Genomic DNA, 17,740 nt, shown 5'->3' on the forward strand with positions numbered 1-17,740 from the left:
CTTATCTCCCAATCTGCTTGAAGTTGTGGAAGAAACTCTCGACATGGCTGGCGTCCAGCCCGTGGATCGCGGGCGGGTTCCAGCGCGGGGTTTTGTCCTTGTCGATGATCAACGCGCGCACGCCTTCGATCAGATCGCCGCGCTCGAACCATTGGCGGTCCAGATGCAGTTCCAGCGCGAAGCACTGCTCCAACGGCAGGCGGCGGCCACGGCGCAGCATTTGGAGGGTGACGGCCATCGCCAGTGGCGAGCGGGTCTGCATCAGGTTCGCGGTCGTCAAGGCCCACTCATGGGTGTCGACCACGGTGACTTGCTGCAACTGCTCAACGATGCTCGGCACGTCCGGCAGGGCGAAGAAATGGTCAATGGCTGGGCGCAAAGCCGCCAGCGGCGGGTCGGGCAATTGCTGCACGGCCAATTTGGCCAGTACGCCTTGCAGATCCTTGAGCGGCGAGTCGTTCCATTGCAGTCGGTCGAGCTTCTGGTCCAGGTCAGCAAGCTTGGAGCTGTCGATGTGCCAGTCCGCCAACCCGCAATACAGGGCGTCGGCGGCGCGAATCTGCACGCCGGTCACGCCGAGGTAAATTCCCAGCTCACCGGGAATGCGCGGCAGGAAGTAGCTGCCGCCCACATCCGGAAAATAACCAATCGCCACTTCCGGCATCGCCAGCCGGCTGCGCTCGGTGACTACGCGCAGGTCGGCGCCTTGTACCAGGCCCATGCCGCCGCCCAGGACGAACCCGTCCATCAGCGCCAGTACGGGCTTGCGGTAATGATGGATGGCCAGGTCGAGGGCGTATTCCTCGACGAAGAAGTCTTCATGCAGGCGATCGCCGTTCTTGAAGCTGTCGTAGAGGGAGCGAATGTCGCCACCGGCGCAGAAGGCTTTTTCGCCCGCGCCGCGCAATACCACGGCATAGACCTGCGGATCGTCCGCCCAGGCCTGCAATTGCGCGGTCAGGCTGCGGACCATGTCCAGGGTAATGGCGTTCAAGCCGGCGGGGCGATTGAGGGTGAGGTGGCCGATGTGGTTGCGGACGTCGGCCAACACTTCTTCCTGAAGAATCTCGGCGCGGCTTGTTTCGGATGAAACCTGAGCAGTCATCTGTAACTCCCTGCTTTTATTGTTCTTTATCAAGATGTTCGTGGACGAACCCTCTCGCGATCGTACCAGTGCAAATTTGCCCCGTACAACCCGGAATCATGCAGGTCGTTTTTGCATTTATGCAGCAGGGCGGCTGGCCAGTACTTCGCCGATGCTGCGGCGTCGCGCATGGCCTTCTGCCGCGTGGATCAGTTGTTCAAGCTCCGTCGGCGCCACGTCGTAGAACTGCTCCATTTCAGCCAGCGCCCGCTTCAAGTCGGCCGCGGTGATCGACGGGTCCGTAAGCGGCGCAGCCTGGCCCATGACGACGCTCTGCGCCTCAAGCGTGCCCTTGGGGTAACGCGTGCGGGTGGCGTTGTTATAGGCCAGCGCGCACGCCAGCAGTGCCCCTGCGCCGAGCATGACCGGCGCGAGTTCCTGCCAGCCGAGGGCAATCGAGGCCGGGTCGGCGAGCACCAGGGTCATGGCCAGGCCGCCTGCGGGCGGGTGCAGGCAACGTAGCCAGCAGATCAGGATAACCGTCATGCCGGCCGCCAGGCAGGCGCTGCCCAACGTACGGCCCAGCACCCGGGCGACCAGCAGCGCCACAACCCCGGCGCACAAGTAACTGCCGATAATCGACCAAGGCTGGGCCAGCGCACCGGACGACACCGCAAACAGCAGCACGGCCGAAGCACCGAGCGGGCCGAGCAGGTGCAAGGCCACCTCCATGCCAAACACTTGGGCACACACCCACACGCTGAGCAGCGTGCCCAAGGCCATGCCGATGGCGGCGCGGCTCCATTCGGCGGGGCGGGTATTGATGGCGGAGGGTAACCAGCGAGCGAGCATCGAGCGGATCCATAACAAAGCGGCAAAAAAAAGGCTCGTCTGGTTGCCCGGATAAGCCCTTTGAAAGTTCCAACATTTGAGGGAAGGAACCCACGCAGTCTGCCGACCTTGGCGGTTAAGCGCCAGTGCATATTAATGAGGGTTGAATGCAAGAATAGTGCAGTTAATTCGCCGCACTGATAGGCGCAGGGCGGTGCTAGTGTGCCGGCGCGGTGCTCAAATGACCCAGCACACGTATATCCGCTTCTTCGCTGAATAGTTGCCTTTGCAGGCTTTCCTGTAGCGCAGGGTCGTTGGATAGCGGCCCTTTCAACGCCACCAGGGCGTCACGCAGTGCCATCAACCGATCCAGCCTCGGCGGAGGAATAAACAACAGATCTTCCTGCACGGCATTGCCCTCATAAGAAGTAGGTCACGGTATGTGCGTGGCCCACAGCGTCCTTGTCGTTATGCAGCATGTACTTACCCCAGACGGTTGAGATCGTGGTGGTAGATAGTTAATGCGCTGGGCAACGAGTCTACATTTGGGTTCCAGGCGCAGGAAGACAAAGCGCGCCAGCCGTTACGCATAGCGATGTAGGTGTTTTCTTGGTGGTTATGACGAAAAACGCCCACTCTTCACAGAGTGGGCGTTGTTTATTAAACGGCTGCTGTAAACGCGATCAGGGCGAGGAGGGCTTGGCCAGATGCAGCAACACATAAGGGTCTTTATCGAACTCGCCGGTCAGCGTCGGTGTGAGCGAGCGCAAGCGCGGGTCCTGCAACCGATTGAAGTCCTGTGCACTCATCACCAGCCAGGCAGGTGCTTGCAGCGGCGCCAGGTCAGCGGATGACTGGGTAAACAGTGGCACCTTATCGCAGTCGAAGTTGACCATGAACTTGATGGCCTTGGCGTCTTTACCCAAGCCATGCAGGACCACCGGTGCCGGTTGCTGCATGATCTGCGCTTTAACCGCGAGGCTGAATGTGCGGGTGTCGTAGAGCGAGCGTTCCAACGGTTCGACCACCACGATATAGGTCGACCACAGCGCAAGCACCGCCGCGAATGCCGGCGCCAGTGGCCGCCACCGAGGTTTCACTACCGCCAGCAACGCCAGTACCTGCAAAACGCCCAATACCGTGAAGATCAGCCCAAGGCTGCTGAGCTGTTCCGGGTAACGCCGCCGCGCCACCACCAACCCAATCACCAGCAGCGCCGGCAACAGCGTCCAGACGCCCAGCATCAAGCCGCGCAACCACGCAAACAGTCGACCTTGGGTAACCTGGAAGGGGTACGCTGCGATGATCGCCGCCATCGGCAGCATCGGCAGAATGTAGCGGGCTTTTTTCGCCTGCGGCACCGACAAGCCCAGCATCACCAGCAAACCGGCCGCCGCGCAGTACAACACCAGCTGCAACGCCGGGTCCGGCGCGCGACGCCCGCCCGCCGCCACGGCCAGCAGCACCAACAACGCCAACGGATAGGCCAGGGCGTAATTGCCCATGGAACTGGTGAAGTAATACAGCACGCCGCCGGAGCCTTCCGTGCCGTCCATACGCCCCAGGAACTGCATGCGGATCACGTCCTGCATGAAGTCCTCGCCACCACTGAGCTTGGCCAGCAATAACAGCAGACCGACACACGCCGCCAGCAACGCCAGGGCGATCAGGCCGAAGCTGAACAGCTGCCGCCATTGCCGGTTAAGCGCGTAGTAGCTGCACAGCACACCCGTTGGAATCACCAGGCCGATCGGCCCACGGATGGCGAAGCCGACAATCAGCAGCAGGAACAACCAATGCAAGCGTTTGGCGGCACCGAAGTGATCGTGCGCATAACCCAGGTAGAACACTGCCAGGGCAACCAGGGCGAGCATCTGGTCCAAAGACACCGCGCGGGTTTCGCTGATAAAGGTGCTGCTGAGCAGCAACATCGCGATGCTCAGCAGGCCCCAACGCGTGGAGTAGGGCGCCGTCAGGCGATACACCAGGGTGACGATCAGCGCCGACGCAATGGAGGTGGGCAGCCACGCGGTAAAGCTGGTGACCTGGCCGAATGGCAGCGACAACACCCACGTCAGCAGTGTCGAGGTTGCCAGGTAATCGGCGTAGGGTTGCCCGTAGGTCGTCGGGAAGAAACTCGGCCCGTGGCGCAGCATTTCCTGGGCAAACACCACGAAGCGCGAGTCGAACCCGATAATCGCCTGATGCCAGTTACCCAGGATAAACAGCACCAGTGCCAAGAGCCCAAGCCCCAGCGACTGGCGACGGACCGTTGCGGTGAGCAAGGGCGGATGAGCTTTGTTCACGTATCAGGCTTCCTTGACCTGCTGCACCCAGTTTTGCTGAGGGATCGGCAGTTCGCAGGAGTCACCTCGGCCCATGGGGAAATACTTGAAGCCTTTGCGTGCCAGGCGCTCGCTGTCGTACAGGTTACGGCCGTCGAAGATCACCGGGTTTTTCAGGCGATCGTGGATCAGGTCGAAATCCGGCGCCTTGAACTGCTGCCATTCGGTGCAGACGATCAGCGCATCGGCGCCGCTCAATGCCGATTCCGGCGTGCCCAGCAGGGTCAGGCGCGACTCGTCGCCGTAGATGCGCTGGGTTTCCTGCATGGCCTCGGGGTCAAACGCACGCACATTGGCGCCCGCTGCCCACAGCGCTTCCATCAGCACACGGCTGGGCGCATCGCGCATGTCATCGGTGTTGGGCTTGAAGGCCAGGCCCCACAAGGCGAAGGTTTTGCCCTGCAGGTTGCCCTTGAAGTAGGCGTTGAGGCGTTCGAACAGCTTGCTCTTCTGGCGCTGGTTGATGGCTTCCACGGCTTCCAGCAGGTCGCTGGAGCAATTGGCTTCTTTGGCGCTGTGGATCAAGGCGCGCATGTCCTTGGGGAAACACGAGCCGCCGTAGCCGCAACCGGGGTAAATGAAGTGGTAGCCGATGCGCGAGTCGGCGCCGATGCCCAGGCGCACGGCTTCGATGTCCGCGCCCAGGTGCTCGGCCAGCTCGGCGATCTGGTTGATAAAGCTGATCTTGGTGGCCAGCATGCAGTTGGCCGCGTACTTGGTCAGTTCGGCGCTGCGCAAGTCCATGAAAATGATGCGGTCGTGGTTGCGGTTGAACGGCGCGTAGAGGTCGCGCATCACTTCACGCACTTCTTCACGCTCGCAACCGATGATGATGCGGTCCGGGCGGCGGCAGTCGGCAACGGCCGAGCCTTCCTTGAGGAATTCCGGGTTGGAGACGATATCGAACTCCAGGTGGCGGCCGGCCACACGCAGGTTCTTTTCGATATGGGCACGCAAGGTATCGCCGGTGCCGACGGGAACGGTGGATTTTTCCACCAGAATCACCGGCTCGATGCGATGGCGGGATACCGCATCACCCACCGACAGTACATATTTGAGGTCGGCTGAGCCGTCTTCATCCGACGGCGTGCCCACGGCGATAAACAGCACTTCACCGTGCTCGACCGCAAGTTTTTCATCGAAGGTGAAGTGCAGGCGTCCGCTTTCCAGGTTTTCCTTGACCATGTCCGCCAGCCCCGGCTCGAAAATGGTCACGTGGCCTTTTTGCAGCGACTCGACCTTGCTCTTGTCAACGTCCATGCAGATGACATCGTGACCGACTTCGGCCAATACGGTGGCCTGCACCAGACCGACGTAACCACTACCAAATACACTGATTTTCATGGGGCATTCCTGGGGCTTGCAACGCTAGCACGACGAGAGTTAATAACCAGAACTCCGAGGATGACCAAGGCCACCCCCAGGGTTTTTGAAAGCGAAAAATGTTCGTTGAACACCGGCAGGCTGGCGGCCAGCAAGTACACCAGCGCGTAGCTGATGCTGAGCAGCGAATAGGCGCGGCCCAGGGGCAAATGCTTGAGTGCGCCGAGCCAGCAGAGCATCGACAGCGCGTAGGCGATGATCGCCAGGACCACCACGCCCAAGGCGCTCACATCGATGCTGTTGCTGTTGAACGCGTTCAGCCACTCGGCAGGCAGCGGCAGGCGCGTCATACTCCAGCGCATGCCCAATTGGGCGGCGCTGACCAGGCCGACACTGCCCAGGGCCAGGGCAAAGCCTTGAACCCGGCTCATACGTGACGCCCCAGCAACACCACACCGCCGATCACCAGCGCGACACCCAGCCAGTGACGGCCATCGATGTGTTCATGAAAGACGAAACGCGCCATCAGCGTGACCAGCACGAAATTCAGGCTGAGCATGGGGTAGGCGATGCCCACTTCCAGGCGCTGCAACACCAGCAGCCACACCAGCAAGCCCAGGCCCAGGCACACCAACGCCGCCCACAGCCAGGGCGAACGCAGTTTGGGTGCCCAGCCGTCGGGCTGGTCGCGCCAGCTTTCCACAGCAAACTTCTGCGAGACCTGGCCCATGCACGTGAGCAGGCACGCACCCAATAACAGCAGGAGGGTGATCATTGCGCGACCTGCGGGAAGATCAGGATCACCAGGTTGCCGCGCTCGTAGCGCTTGCCGTCCTGGGGCAGCAGGTTCACTTCAGCCACTTCATCGTCGCCCTTGACCCGCATGACCACGCCGACCGGCCCTTGTTTGCGCGCATCAGCCATCCATTGCTGGACCTGGCTGGTGTCGATTCTGCGGTGGGCGGTGTCCGCGTAGGCAATGCCATATTTCACTTCACCGACGGTGTTGTAGAGCGCGACATCCGGGCGGCCCAGACGCCAGGACAAGGCCGACGCCGCGCCCAGGTCATTGCTGAGCAAGGCGGTGGTCGTTTGCAGCTCTTGCTGGTGGTCGATGATGAATTGATCCGGAATCTTGTTGTAAACCACCGAGTGGGGCAGCGCGGCCGGCACCAGCAGCACCAGTAAGCCGCTGCCGATCAGCGGCGCGGCCCACAGTTTCAACGGGCGCGCGGCGTGCAGCAGGTTGACGAGGATCCAGCCGAACAGGCAGACGAACACCAGCACCAGGCTGAAGGTTTCCACGCCGTGTTCATACACTGGCTTCTTCATCTGGAACCAACTGAGCGCCAGCAAGGCCAGCACGCCGAACGCCAGGTTCAGCCAGCCGTTGATGCGCAATGCGCGGCCGTGGCCCAGTGCAAGCTTGTTACTCAGGGTCGAGCCCATCAGCAAGGCCAAGGGCAGCAGGCACGGCATGATGTACGACGGCAGCTTGCCCTTGGCCAGGCTGAAGAAAGCCAGGGGCATCAGCAGCCACAACAGCAGGAACGCAGTCTTGGGCAGGCGTTTTTCCAGCCACGCGTGTTTAACCGTGGACGGCAGCAGGGCAATCCAGGGCAACGAGAACGCGACCATCAACGGCAGGTAATACCAGAATGGCTCGGCATGCTGGGCGTCGTCGCCGGCAAAGCGTTGGATGTGCTCATGCCAAAAGAAGAAGTTCCAGTAGTCCGGCTCTTGCAGGTGCACCGCCAGCGCCCAAGGCAGGCTGACGACAATGGCGACGACGACCGCCACCACACCGTAACCGAGCAGTTCACGAAAGCGCTTCTGCCAGATTGCATAGGGCAGGGCGATCAGCACCGGCAGCAACCAGGCAAGAAAGCCCTTGGTCATGAAGCCCATGCCGCAGGCAAAGCCGAGCAAGGCCCAGGACCACAAACGGCCACGGCGCGTGGTGCTGTCGAAGCAAAACCACAGTGCAACGCCGGTCAGGTTGACCCAAAAGGTGAACTGCGGATCGAGGTTGGCATAACCGCCGAGCAACGCCACGCTGACAAAGCTCATGTACAACACAGTGCTGACCAGGCTTTTTTGTGGGTCATTCCACAGCCGGCGCGACACCAGGTACACCAGCAGGATGCTCAGCCCGGTGCTCAAGGCCGAGGCAAAGCGCACGCCGAACAGGTTCTGCCCGAAGATCGCCTGGCCCAGCGCAATCATCCAGTAGCCGGCGGCGGGCTTCTCGAAGTAGCGAATGCCCATGAAGTGCGGCGACGCCCACTTGCCGGTCAGCAGCATTTCCTGGCTGATCTGTGCGTAACGGGTTTCATCCGGAATCCACAGGCCGTGCGTGGCCAGCGGTAACAGGTAAAACACGCCGAACGCCAACAGGAGCAAGGGCAAGGCCCAGCGCCGGATCATGCCTGCTGCACTCCGAGCCAACCCTCGCGGCCGCTCAGGGCGCCGCGCACCAGGTGTTGCTGGGGCAGGGTGGTCACGTCCGCGGGCAACAGTTCGCCCAGGGGTTTGAAGTCGATGCCGCGCTGCCCGGCCTGGGCGAGCAACTGGCGAAAATCTTCAGCCATCAGAATCCCTTCTACTTCTGCGTGGATCGTATAGACGTTCAGCTTCGACTCGGTAAACCGGTCAAGAATGAAGCTGTTGAAGTCTTTGGCAGCCACCACCGGCCCGACGACTTCGTCGAAGGTCGGCAGGTCTACCGGAATTTGTGGGGTGCCCGCGCTGCCATCGGCCAAGGTTGGACGAAACAGGCTGGTGCCCCGGCAATCGCTGTTGTAGCGAAAATTGAAGCCTTGCTTGGCTTGCACCACGCGTTCATCGGCGCGCCAACCGGCAGCCGCTGAACAATCGATGCGCTCACCGAGTATGTCGCTCAAGGTGTCGACGCCACGGCGGATCTGTTCGACCAGCTGTGCATCGCTCCAGCGCCCGGTGTTGGCCTGCCAGCCGTGGTGATCCCACGCGTGCAGGCCGACTTCATGGCCGGCGGCCTTGGCCTGGCGCATCAAGTGCCCCAGGTCGCGGCCAATCGGCTTGCCGGGCCAGGCGGTGCCGGCCAACAAGATGTCCCAGCCATACAGCCCGGCGGCATTGGAACGCAGCATCTTCCACAGAAATTGCGGGCGGATGAGGCGCCACAAGTGGCGCCCCATGTTGTCCGGCCCAACGCTGAAGAAGAACGTCGCTTTTACCCCTGCTTCATCCAGGGATTCGAGCAACCGCGGCACACCTTCACGGGTGCCACGGTAGGTGTCGACGTCGATGCGAAGGCCAGCCTGCATTACTTCTTGTCCGCGATTTCGAGCATGGCTTCACGCAGGAAGAAATCCAGGGTGTTGCCGATGGTTTCGCTCATCTCAACGGTCGGCTCCCAGTTCAGCAGGCGCTTGGCGTTTTCGATGCTTGGCTTGCGGTGTGCCACGTCCTGGTAACCGGTGCCGTAGAACGCCTTGCTTTCTACGTCGCGGAAACCGGCGAACGGCGGGAAGTTGCTGCGCAGCGGGTGGGCTTCGAACTGACGCAGCAGTTCTTCGCCGAGCTGACGAATGCTGGCTTCGTTTTCCGGGTTGCCGATGTTGATGATCTGGCCGTTGCAGACATCGTTGTCGTTATCAATGATGCGTGCCAGGGCTTCGATGCCGTCGGCGATGTCAGTGAAGCAACGCTTTTGCTCACCACCGTCGAACAGGCGGATCGGCGTACCTTCCACCAGGTTCAGGATCAGCTGGGTGATGGCGCGAGAGCTGCCGATACGGGCCGAGTCCAGACGGTCCAGACGCGGGCCCATCCAGTTGAATGGACGGAACAGCGTGAAGTTCAGGCCTTTGTCGCCGTAAGCCCAGATCACGCGGTCCAGCAGTTGCTTGGAGACCGAGTAGATCCAGCGCTGCTTGTTGACCGGGCCGACCACCAGGTTGGAGGTGTCTTCGTCGAAGTACTGGTCCTGGCACATGCCATAGACTTCGGAGGTCGACGGGAAGATCACGCGCTTGTTGTACTTGACGCAGTAGCGAACCAGTTTCAGGTTCTCTTCGAAGTCCAGCTCGAACACGCGCAGCGGGTTACGGGTGTATTCGATCGGCGTGGCGATGGCCACCAGCGGCAGGACCACGTCGCACTTCTTGATGTGGTACTCGATCCACTCGGAGTGAATGCTGATATCGCCTTCCACGTAGTGGAAGTTGGGGTGGCTGCGCAGGCGCTCGATGGCGTCGGAGCCGATGTCCAGGCCGTAGATTTCGTAACGGTCGTCACGCAGCAGGCGCTCGGACAAGTGGTTACCGATAAAGCCGTTCACGCCCAGGATCAGTACGCGGGTACGACGTGGCTTGCGGCCGGACTCGGCGCCGCGCAGTACGGAGCCGTCGACCAGGCCCAATTCATCGGCCAGGGAAGGACCGGCCAGGTACAGGCCGTTGGCGTTGCGCTGGCCGAACTTGACCACCAGGGAATCTTCACCGCAGGCGATGCGCAGCGGGTTGACGCTGATCACACGGCCAGGCGCCAGGCCTTCGTTGCCCTTGACCACTTCGGCTTGCCAAACGATCAGTTTGTGCTCGCCGACCGCGCAGAAGGCACCCGGGTACGGTTGGGTCACGGCGCGAACCAGGTTGAACAGTTCTTCAGCCGGCTTTTTCCAGTCCAGCTTGCCATCGGCGGCGGTGCGGCGGCCGAAGTAGGTGGCTTGGCTTTCGTCCTGGGCGGTTTCTGCCAGTTTGCCTTGAGCCAGTTGCGGCAGGGCGTCACGCAGCAGGTTGGTGGCGGCGTCACGCAGTTTGGCGTGCAGGGTCAGGCCGGTGTCAGTGCGGTCGATCACGACTTTCTGCTGGGCCAGGATCGCGCCGGCATCGGCACGCTTGACCATGCGGTGCAGGGTCACGCCGGTTTCTGTTTCGCCGTTGACCAGCACCCAGTTGGCCGGTGCGCGGCCACGGTATTTGGGCAGCAGCGAGCCGTGCAGGTTGAACGCGCCTTTTTTGGCGGTGGCCAGCAGGGCCTCGCTCAGCAGGTTGCGGTAGTAGAACGAGAAGATGTAATCCGGGTTCAGCTTGGCAATGCGCTCGATCCACAGTGGGTGGTTGGCGTCTTCCGGTGCATGCACCGGGATGCCGTTGCGGGCGCACAGTTGGGCGACGGAGCCGTAGAAATTGTTTTCCTTGGGGTCGTCGGCATGGGTGAACACGGCAGCAATTTCGTAACCCGCATTGAGCAGGGCTTCAATACCAGCACAGCCAATATCGTGGTAAGCGAAGACAACAGCTTTTGAATTCATGACGAAACCTGATCGGAAGGAGAAGTAGAAGTGGTATGGGAGGACACCAGGCCGTCAACGACGACCACTGGAGCCGGTGCTGCCGGTTGGTTGCGCAGCACTTTTTCAATGAAGAAACGCGGACGGGCGCGCACATCGCTGTACATGCGCCCCAGGTATTCACCCAGGAGGCCCATGCCGATGAACTGGCCACCGGTGAACACGAAGAGCACCGCGAACAACACGAACATGCCGTCGCCGGCCCACTGGGCACCAAAGGCCAGGCGCAGGATGATCAACGCCAGGGCGAACAGTACGCCCAGGGCGGCGAGGCTGAAGCCGACAATCGACAACAGGCGCAGCGGCGTGGTGGTCATGCAGGTCAGCAGGTCGAACATCAGGCTGATCAGGCGCATGGCGCTGTATTTGGACTCGCCATGTTCACGCTCGGCGTGATGCACCAGGATTTCCGTGGTGTGGCGGGCAAAGCCGTTGGCCAGGATCGGGATAAAGGTGCTGCGCTCGCGGCAGGCGAGCATGGCGTCGACGATGGTGCGGCGGTAGGCGCGCAGCATGCAGCCGTAGTCGGTCATGGCCACGCCGGTGGAGCGTTGCACGGCCAGGTTGATCAGGCGCGAAGGCCAGCGGCGAAAGGCTGAGTCCTGGCGGTTGTTGCGTACGGTGGCAACCACGTCGTAGCCCAAGGCGGCTTGTTCGACCAGGCGCGGGATTTCTTCCGGTGGGTTTTGCAGGTCGGCGTCAAGCGTGATCACCACCTCGCCCCGGCACTGCTCGAAGCCGGCCATGATCGCCGCATGCTGGCCGTAGTTACGGTTAAGGATCACCGCCACTACGTTGCTGCCGTCTTCTGCGGCAGCATCCTCCAGCAATTGGGCGGAATTGTCGCGACTACCATCATCCACCAGGATGATTTCGTATTCGTAGGCCAGTTGCTTGCAGGCTGCCGTCGTGCGACGCAGCAATTCAGGCAGGCTCTCTTGTTCGTTGTAGACCGGGATAACGATCGACACGCAATGAATAGGGTAGGGTTTCAAAGATTCATGACCTCGGGGCTAGAGCGATTGGAGCGTGAAAACAGCAGTAATCAGTGGCTGGATAGTCAGAAAACTGATTAAACATAGCGTGGGGTTGCGGCATTCATTCGACTTTCCTGAGGACCGGCAATGTTTTCTTCCATGGGCTAGCAGAGTAAAGACGAAAATCGTGAAAGGTAAAGCCTAATCAACAGGTTAGTCGGAGAACACACGGTTCGTTCTCAAGTCCTGCGGCCAAGATTAAGCGGAAAATTGTTGAACGAATATGAAAGGCGGATGAAAAACTCGTTTATTTGACAGGTAGACAGCTAGGGTTCAGCTAAGTAATAGAGCCGCCGACGGTCTCCCTTGATGGGTAAAATCAGGGCGTTTTTTCGACAGTACTGTGTACCGCCGGTTTTATTCAACAAACTTCTCTGCATTGGCCCTCAAGTGCCGGTAAAGTAAGCCATCTCTTGCCAGGGTACTCGGATGAATAGCGTGCAGCTTTTACGCGGCCAGTTGCGGCCCGCGTTGATGGGATTGTTGATGGCTGTGGCCTGTGTCACGACCGTACGGGCCGATGACGGGGTTGCGCTCACCACTGTCGACCAAGTGCCCGAAGGCGTTGAAGTGCGCGGTAAACAGGTCGCGGCCTACACCTGGGACGACCGCCAAGGCAAGAACCTGCTGGTGCTCGCCGAGCAGGTCAGCGAGCGCGACGACGACGGCACCCAGTCGGCATTTGTCTACGCGGCCCAGTATTTGTTGGGCGGCGACCATCCCAAGCGCGTGTGGATGCTCTACGACGATGTGCAGCACTGCCAATTTGACGCGGCGCTGCGCTTCGACATGGCGGCGACCAAGGTCACCGACCTGGCGGGGGATGGCATCACCCAGGCCACCGTGGGCTATTCGCGTACCTGCACAAGCGATGTCAGCCCCAATGAATTCAAATTGATCATGCACGCTGGCAAGTCCCAAAAGTACCGCCTGCGCGGCGTCGACCGCGTGGGTGCGAGCTGGTGGGACGAGGAAGCCGGCGCGTTACGTGGCATGCCATTGCCCAAGGATTGCAGCGTGGCGGCGCAGCAGGCCCTGGTCAGCCAGTACAAGGAACAGGGCACCGAATTGCCCTTGCCGGGCTGTTATGGCGATGAAAAAGACTTCGCCAAGGCCCCGGACAGCTACCTGGCATTCATGCGCCAGCACTGGTTCGCCTTGATGCAAAAGCAAGACACCGAGTGGAGCCAATCCCAGACCCAGCCGCAACCCGAAGACCCGACCGAGGATGACGAATCGACCCCGTGATTTTGTGCGAGGGCCGGTCCTGCGTTAGACTCGGTCCTCGCCAATTCACTAAATACCTCGATTAAACAATGGCTTGCTTGAGGTATTTAATCCAAAGGCTGATCTACCTTGACTGAGTCTATTCGCAACCCGCTGACCCTCTACCTCACCCGCCTGGCCCCCTCCAGCCAACTGACCATGCGCTATGTGCTGCAGGATGCCGCCGACCGCCTGGGCTTCGAAGACATCAACCTCGAAGACATCGACTGGCACCTGCTGCAACCCGAACACGTGATTGCCCTGGTCGCCGCGCTGCGCGAAGACGGCTATGCGCCGAACACCTCATCGCTGTACGTGAATGCGGTGCGCGGGGTCATGAACGAAGCCTGGCGCATGAGCCTGATCAGCCAGGATCACCTGCTGAAGATGCGCTCGGTCAAAGCCGCCCCCGGCACACGCCTGGGGCAGGGGCGCAACCTGCGGCGTACGCTGATCCGCGAAATGATGGACGTGTGCGCCGCCGACCCACGGCCCCAGGGCCTGCGGGACGCGGCGGTGATCGGCATTCTGTATGGTTCGGGCATGCGCAAGTCGGAGTCGGTCAACCTGGACCTGGCGCAGATCAACTTCGCTGAGCGCAGTTTGCGCGTGACCGGCAAGGGCAATAAGGAGTTGATCAAGTACGCGCCGGCCTGGGCCTTTGACAAGCTGACGGCGTGGCTGGAATTTCGCCGCGAACAGCTCAAGGAGGGCGAGCAGGACGACGCCTTTCTGTTCAATCGCATCCGCCGGGGCAGCCACATCACCCGCGAACGCATCACCAAACACGCGATTTACTACATCGCCCGTCAGCGCGGTGAACAGGTGGGCGTGAAGATCATGCCGCATGACTTCCGGCGTTCGTTCATCACCCGGGTGATTGAAGAGCATGACCTGTCGATCGCGCAGAAACTGGCGCACCACACTAATATCCAGACCACCGCCAGCTATGACGTACGCGACGACAATGAGCGGCGGCGGGCGGTGGATCGGTTTGATTTGTAGCTTTGATTAACGGTGTGGGAGCAGGCTTCTGTGGCGAGCACGCTTGCTTGCGCTGGAGTGCGAAGCGCCCCTAAAAAGCGGGCGAGCGCTGCGCACTCGAACGGGAGCAAGCTCCCACAGGTAGAGCTTATAAAATCGGCTTGCCGCCGGTCACCGCGTAGCGCGAACCGGAGATGTAGCTGGCTTCATCCGAGGCCAGCAACACGTAGATCGGCGCCACTTCCACCGGCTGGCCGGGGCGGCCCAACGGGGTCTCGCTGCCGAAGCTCTTGACGTCTTCATCGGTCATGGTCGAGACGATCAGCGGTGTCCAGATCGGGCCTGGCGCTACGCTGTTGACGCGAATGCCCTTGCTGCCCAGCAACTGCGCCAGGCCACCGGTGAAGTTGGCGATGGCGCCCTTGGTCGCGGCATAGGCCAACAGCGTCGGTTTGGGCATGTCCGAATTGACCGAGCTGGTATTGATGATCGAGCTGCCGGCTTTCATGTGGGGCAGGGCGGCCTTGCAGATCCGAAACATCGCGGTGATGTTGATATCGAAGGTCTTGACCCATTCCTCATCCTCGATCTCTTCGAGGGTTTCGTGGGTCATCTGGAACGCCGCGTTGTTAACCAGCACGTCAATACGGCCGAACTGTTCGACGGTTTTGTCGACCAGTGCCTGGCAGTTGGCTCTTTGCGCGATATCACCCGGCAGCAGCAGGCACTGGCGCCCGGCTTCTTCGACCCAGCGTGCGGTTTCCTGGGCGTCTTCATGCTCGTCCAGATAGGAAATGGCCACATCGGCGCCTTCTCGTGCGAACGCGATGGCCACCGCACGACCGATGCCGCTGTCGGCACCGGTAATCAAGGCAATCTTGTTGGCCAGCCGACCGGAGCCCGTGTAGCTCTGCTCGCCGCAATCAGGGTAGGGGTCCATTTTTTTCTGCGAACCGGGCACGGATTGGGCTTGCGGGGCGAAGGGTGGGCGAGGGTAGTCAGTCATTTGTGTCTCCATAGAACTTGAAGGGTGCTATGGGGTTAGTAGTTTTACCGGCGGCGATAGTTGTGGTGGATGTGGGGCACGCCCGACGAATGGTTTCGCTGACGCGCAACGGGATTCAGCCGAAGCTGACCCCGCCGGCGTAGGGGTCAGCGCACGGGCGGCGTGTGCGCCAAGTGGGTGGGTAAACGCCGCAGCGTCCACAGGGTGACCAACATTGCGGCAACCGCACACAGGGCAATGCCAATCAACATCGGCGCCGGCGTGTGGTCGGCGAACACGCCAACCAGGGTCATGGACACCGCCGCGGTGATCATCTGGATCGCCCCGAGCAGCGCCGACGCCGAACCGGCCACGGCGCCGTGATCTTCCATGGACAACACACCGGCCGCAGGCAATAAGAGGCCGAGGAAACCGAAACCGATAAACAACAGCGTCATCATCAAGGCCAGGTTGTCGCTCCATACGGTGGTGGCGGCCAGCAACGTCATGACCACGGCCACGCCGACCACCGACCAGCGAATCAGCGGTGCCAGACCAAAGCGTGCGCTCAGGCGTGCGGTCAGCTGGCTCATCGCGAAGAACGACGCGGCGTTCAGCGCGAAACACAGGCTGAACTGCGTCGGCGTGAGGCCGAAGTATTCGATGTAGACGAATGGCGCACTGCCGATAAACACAAAGAAGGTCGCCAGGCCAAAACCGCAGACCACGGACAGGCCGGTGAATACCGGATCACGCAGCAATGCGCCGTAGCTGCCGATTGCACTGCCGAGGGTCTTGCCCAGGCGGCGCTCGGCGGGATGGGTTTCGGGCAACTGCACGATGGTCATGATCAGGCACAGCACGGCCACTACCGCCAGCACTGCGAACACTTCACGCCAACTCCACAGCGAAATCACCACGCTGCCGGCCAGCGGCGCCAGGATCGGTGAAACACTCATCACCAGCATCAACAACGCCATCAAACGCGCCGCTTCATGGCCGGTATACAGATCGCGAACGATCGCGCGTGGAATCACCATGCCGGCGCACGCGCCGAACGCTTGCAGTGCACGAAAACCAATGAGTACTTCGATGGTCGGGGCCAACGCGCAACCGACGCTGGCCACGGCGAAAATCACCAAACCGGCATAGATCGGTGGCTTGCGACCGAACACATCGCTGATCGGCCCGTAAAACAACTGGCACACACCGATGATCATGAAGAACACCGTGAGGCTCATCTGCACCGCCGCCGGCGACGCCTGCAGGCTGGCACCCAGGGTCGGTAGCGCAGGCAGGTAGCTGTCGATGGCGAACGGGCCAATGGCGGTGATCAACCCCAGCAGCAAGGCGAGGTGGGCAATACTTCGTGGCATGGGGGTTTCCGGGTCACAGCAAAAGATCGGCCAGCTTAGAGAGCGCCCCTTGGGTGCACAAGGTGGTGATTACACAGACGCTACATTTTCCTGCCTTCGCAGTTTTTCTCCCGCAGCGAATGCGACGTTGATCGCCCACCGTGAAAAAAAGATTGAATATTCACACCTAATGTTATTTAAATAACAAAACAAGAGCGCCTCGACCTGCCTGGTCGTGCCGCAACAAGGTGGAGTAGCAATGAGCAAGATCGCAGTCATCGGCAGCAATATGGTGGATCTGATCACCTACATCGACCGCATGCCGGCCCAGGGCGAAACCCTGGAAGCGCCAGGCTTTGCCCTGGGTTGCGGTGGCAAAGGCGCCAACCAGGCCGTGGCCGCCGCCAAGCTGGGCGCTGAGGTAGTGATGTTGAGCAAGGTCGGCGACGACATGTTCGCCGACAACACCCTGGCCAACTTCCAGCGCTTTGGCATCGACACCCGCTATGTGCAGCGGGTGCCCGGCGTCTCCAGCGGCGTGGCGCCGATTTTTGTACAGGCCGACTCCCACAACAGCATCTTGATCGTCAAAGGCGCCAATGCGCATTTGTTGCCGGCGGATATCGACGCGGCGGCCACCGACCTGCGTGAGTGCACGCTGATTGTGCTGCAGCTGGAGATAGACCTGGAGACGGTTTACTACGCCATCGAATTCGCGCACCGCCATGGCATCGCGGTGCTGCTCAACCCGGCACCGGCCCTGGCCGGGCTGAGTGCCGAGCATCTATCACTGCTGGATTTCCTGATCCCCAACGAGTCGGAACTGGCGTTGATCACCGGGCTGGTCGTGGACTCGCCGGACTCAGCCCGCAGCGCCGCACGCACCCTGGTCGCCAGCGGCATTCGTCACGTGATCGTCACCCTCGGCGAGCAGGGCGCGCTGTACGTGGGCGAGGAGGGCGAGTTTCAGGTGCCGGGCCAGCGGGTTGTCGCCCGTGACACCACCGGCGCCGGTGACGCGTTTATCGGTTGCTTCATTCAACACTGGAATCACCACCGCAACATTCGCCAGGCCATGGAGCAGGCGGTGGCTTATTCCGCGTGCTCGGTGATGGCGCTGGGTACGCAGACTTCCTACCCCGACAGTGCAGCGTTCGCACGCTTCCAGCAACAACGCTAAGGCCTTCCATTC

General features: G+C 61.1%; 16 protein-coding genes. 3 read left to right on the top strand and 13 right to left on the bottom strand.

Annotated elements, in window-relative coordinates:
* Position 1 precedes the first annotated feature (1 nt).
* The 11 genes from L8I05_RS06480 to arnC all read right to left on the bottom strand — a co-directional run bounded on the left by L8I05_RS06480 (position 2) and on the right by arnC (position 11,916).
* Positions 2 to 1,105 carry an enoyl-CoA hydratase/isomerase family protein gene (locus tag L8I05_RS06480; protein ID WP_242167640.1) on the bottom strand — a complete coding sequence of 368 codons (1,104 nt, stop codon included), beginning with the start codon at positions 1,103 to 1,105 and terminating at the stop codon, positions 2 to 4.
* Between the two features lie 117 nt (positions 1,106 to 1,222).
* On the bottom strand, positions 1,223 to 1,936 hold the full coding sequence (locus L8I05_RS06485) for an HPP family protein (protein WP_242167642.1): 714 nt from the start codon (positions 1,934 to 1,936) through the stop codon (positions 1,223 to 1,225).
* Positions 1,937 to 2,132: 196 nt separating this feature from the next.
* Positions 2,133 to 2,276, bottom strand: a complete 144-nt coding sequence (locus L8I05_RS06490) for a hypothetical protein (protein ID WP_177018561.1) — start codon at positions 2,274 to 2,276, stop codon at positions 2,133 to 2,135.
* 322 nt (positions 2,277 to 2,598) lie between these two features.
* Complete coding sequence (locus L8I05_RS06495; RefSeq protein ID WP_242167644.1) at positions 2,599 to 4,221, bottom strand: phospholipid carrier-dependent glycosyltransferase; 1,623 nt, start codon at positions 4,219 to 4,221, stop codon at positions 2,599 to 2,601.
* A gap of 3 nt (positions 4,222 to 4,224) precedes the next feature.
* Positions 4,225 to 5,604 carry a UDP-glucose/GDP-mannose dehydrogenase family protein gene (locus L8I05_RS06500; RefSeq protein ID WP_242167647.1) on the bottom strand — a complete coding sequence of 460 codons (1,380 nt, stop codon included), beginning with the start codon at positions 5,602 to 5,604 and terminating at the stop codon, positions 4,225 to 4,227.
* Positions 5,601 to 6,014, bottom strand: a complete 414-nt coding sequence (gene arnF, locus L8I05_RS06505) for a 4-amino-4-deoxy-L-arabinose-phosphoundecaprenol flippase subunit ArnF (RefSeq protein ID WP_177018564.1) — start codon at positions 6,012 to 6,014, stop codon at positions 5,601 to 5,603. Before arnF ends, L8I05_RS06500 begins: the two co-directional genes overlap by 4 nt.
* The gene (gene arnE / locus L8I05_RS06510) at positions 6,011 to 6,358 is read right to left on the bottom strand and encodes a 4-amino-4-deoxy-L-arabinose-phosphoundecaprenol flippase subunit ArnE (protein WP_159956590.1); all 348 of its coding nucleotides are present in this window, start codon (positions 6,356 to 6,358) and stop codon (positions 6,011 to 6,013) included. Before arnE ends, arnF begins: the two co-directional genes overlap by 4 nt.
* Positions 6,355 to 8,010, bottom strand: coding sequence for a lipid IV(A) 4-amino-4-deoxy-L-arabinosyltransferase (gene arnT / locus L8I05_RS06515; RefSeq protein WP_242167649.1), 1,656 nt, complete (start codon positions 8,008 to 8,010; stop codon positions 6,355 to 6,357). The genes arnE and arnT overlap by 4 nt, the downstream gene beginning before the upstream one ends.
* Positions 8,007 to 8,891 (bottom strand): 4-deoxy-4-formamido-L-arabinose-phosphoundecaprenol deformylase, encoded by an 885-nt coding sequence (gene arnD, locus L8I05_RS06520; RefSeq protein ID WP_159956587.1) that lies wholly within the window; start codon positions 8,889 to 8,891, stop codon positions 8,007 to 8,009. The genes arnT and arnD overlap by 4 nt, the downstream gene beginning before the upstream one ends.
* Positions 8,891 to 10,882: a bifunctional UDP-4-amino-4-deoxy-L-arabinose formyltransferase/UDP-glucuronic acid oxidase ArnA gene (arnA, locus tag L8I05_RS06525; RefSeq protein ID WP_242167651.1), complete on the bottom strand. Its 1,992-nt coding sequence runs from the start codon at positions 10,880 to 10,882 to the stop codon at positions 8,891 to 8,893. Before arnA ends, arnD begins: the two co-directional genes overlap by 1 nt.
* Positions 10,879 to 11,916, bottom strand: a complete 1,038-nt coding sequence (arnC, locus tag L8I05_RS06530; protein ID WP_197628129.1) for an undecaprenyl-phosphate 4-deoxy-4-formamido-L-arabinose transferase — start codon at positions 11,914 to 11,916, stop codon at positions 10,879 to 10,881. The genes arnA and arnC overlap by 4 nt, the downstream gene beginning before the upstream one ends.
* Before the next feature lie 471 nt (positions 11,917 to 12,387).
* On the opposite strand from arnC, the gene L8I05_RS06535 reads away from it, so the two are divergent.
* Both L8I05_RS06535 and L8I05_RS06540 read left to right on the top strand, forming a co-directional pair.
* Positions 12,388 to 13,206, top strand: coding sequence for a hypothetical protein (locus tag L8I05_RS06535; protein WP_242167653.1), 819 nt, complete (start codon positions 12,388 to 12,390; stop codon positions 13,204 to 13,206).
* Positions 13,207 to 13,314: 108 nt separating this feature from the next.
* Positions 13,315 to 14,229: a tyrosine-type recombinase/integrase gene (locus L8I05_RS06540; RefSeq protein WP_197628132.1), complete on the top strand. Its 915-nt coding sequence runs from the start codon at positions 13,315 to 13,317 to the stop codon at positions 14,227 to 14,229.
* Positions 14,230 to 14,356: 127 nt separating this feature from the next.
* Here L8I05_RS06540 and L8I05_RS06545 read toward each other — a convergent pair whose 3' ends face one another.
* Together L8I05_RS06545 and L8I05_RS06550 are read right to left on the bottom strand one after the other, a co-directional pair.
* On the bottom strand, positions 14,357 to 15,214 hold the full coding sequence (locus L8I05_RS06545) for an SDR family oxidoreductase (protein WP_242167655.1): 858 nt from the start codon (positions 15,212 to 15,214) through the stop codon (positions 14,357 to 14,359).
* A 146-nt stretch (positions 15,215 to 15,360) separates the two neighbouring features.
* Complete coding sequence (locus tag L8I05_RS06550; RefSeq protein ID WP_242167657.1) at positions 15,361 to 16,569, bottom strand: multidrug effflux MFS transporter; 1,209 nt, start codon at positions 16,567 to 16,569, stop codon at positions 15,361 to 15,363.
* A 238-nt stretch (positions 16,570 to 16,807) separates the two neighbouring features.
* Between L8I05_RS06550 and rbsK the strand changes: the two genes are divergently transcribed.
* Entirely contained in the window at positions 16,808 to 17,728 is a 921-nt protein-coding gene (gene rbsK, locus L8I05_RS06555; protein ID WP_242167659.1) for a ribokinase, read from the top strand.
* Positions 17,729 to 17,740 lie beyond the last annotated feature (12 nt).

Source organism: Pseudomonas sp. MONT-RG-20F-20-E-7-02 (assembly GCF_022662395.1).
Classification (GTDB): domain Bacteria; phylum Pseudomonadota; class Gammaproteobacteria; order Pseudomonadales; family Pseudomonadaceae; genus Aquipseudomonas.

What these genes read in the sequence shown, in the direction of transcription:
- arnE (WP_159956590.1), bottom strand. Translation starts at nt 6,358, where the DNA reads ATGATCACCCTCCTGCTGTTATTGGGTGCGTGCCTGCTCACGTGCATG.
- arnF (WP_177018564.1), bottom strand. Translation starts at nt 6,014, where the DNA reads ATGAGCCGGGTTCAAGGCTTTGCCCTGGCCCTGGGCAGTGTCGGCCTG.
- L8I05_RS06500 (WP_242167647.1), bottom strand. Translation starts at nt 5,604, where the DNA reads ATGAAAATCAGTGTATTTGGTAGTGGTTACGTCGGTCTGGTGCAGGCC.
- arnA (WP_242167651.1), bottom strand. Translation starts at nt 10,882, where the DNA reads ATGAATTCAAAAGCTGTTGTCTTCGCTTACCACGATATTGGCTGTGCT.
- L8I05_RS06485 (WP_242167642.1), bottom strand. Translation starts at nt 1,936, where the DNA reads ATGCTCGCTCGCTGGTTACCCTCCGCCATCAATACCCGCCCCGCCGAA.
- L8I05_RS06490 (WP_177018561.1), bottom strand. Translation starts at nt 2,276, where the DNA reads ATGGCACTGCGTGACGCCCTGGTGGCGTTGAAAGGGCCGCTATCCAAC.
- L8I05_RS06550 (WP_242167657.1), bottom strand. Translation starts at nt 16,569, where the DNA reads ATGCCACGAAGTATTGCCCACCTCGCCTTGCTGCTGGGGTTGATCACC.
- arnT (WP_242167649.1), bottom strand. Translation starts at nt 8,010, where the DNA reads ATGATCCGGCGCTGGGCCTTGCCCTTGCTCCTGTTGGCGTTCGGCGTG.
- arnD (WP_159956587.1), bottom strand. Translation starts at nt 8,891, where the DNA reads ATGCAGGCTGGCCTTCGCATCGACGTCGACACCTACCGTGGCACCCGT.
- rbsK (WP_242167659.1), top strand. Translation starts at nt 16,808, where the DNA reads ATGAGCAAGATCGCAGTCATCGGCAGCAATATGGTGGATCTGATCACC.
- L8I05_RS06545 (WP_242167655.1), bottom strand. Translation starts at nt 15,214, where the DNA reads ATGACTGACTACCCTCGCCCACCCTTCGCCCCGCAAGCCCAATCCGTG.
- L8I05_RS06480 (WP_242167640.1), bottom strand. Translation starts at nt 1,105, where the DNA reads ATGACTGCTCAGGTTTCATCCGAAACAAGCCGCGCCGAGATTCTTCAG.
- L8I05_RS06535 (WP_242167653.1), top strand. Translation starts at nt 12,388, where the DNA reads ATGAATAGCGTGCAGCTTTTACGCGGCCAGTTGCGGCCCGCGTTGATG.